Source organism: Vibrio sp. 10N.222.49.C9 (genome assembly GCF_041474985.1).
Taxonomy (GTDB): domain Bacteria; phylum Pseudomonadota; class Gammaproteobacteria; order Enterobacterales; family Vibrionaceae; genus Vibrio; species Vibrio crassostreae_C.
Genome location: NZ_JBFRVD010001667.1, coordinates 1 through 233, shown reverse-complemented (window position 1 = coordinate 233; position 233 = coordinate 1). Strand labels below are relative to the sequence as shown.

Genomic DNA, 233 nt, shown 5'->3' with positions numbered 1-233 from the left:
TGTCAGTCCTATTCAAGCCTTGATTGAAGAGACAAAGAAGGTGCGAGAGCGTCGCTATTCAGATGTGGATGGCGTGCCATCTCGGATAAAAGAGATCTATCAACTCTCACGATCGATTGAGACTACAGCTAATGAGCTTTCGGTCTATGAAAAGCAGCAGCAGGAGTTTGTTGATTCCTTTATCAAGCTCATTGCACAAGCCATCGATGACAAGTCACCGTACACTGCAGGGC

At 46.4% G+C, this 233-nt stretch carries 1 protein-coding gene; it reads left to right on the top strand.

What is annotated here, in order from left to right; all coding sequences use genetic code 11:
• On the top strand, window positions 1-233 hold a 233-nt coding region (locus AB4585_RS29725), incomplete at both ends, for a hypothetical protein (RefSeq protein ID WP_372172438.1).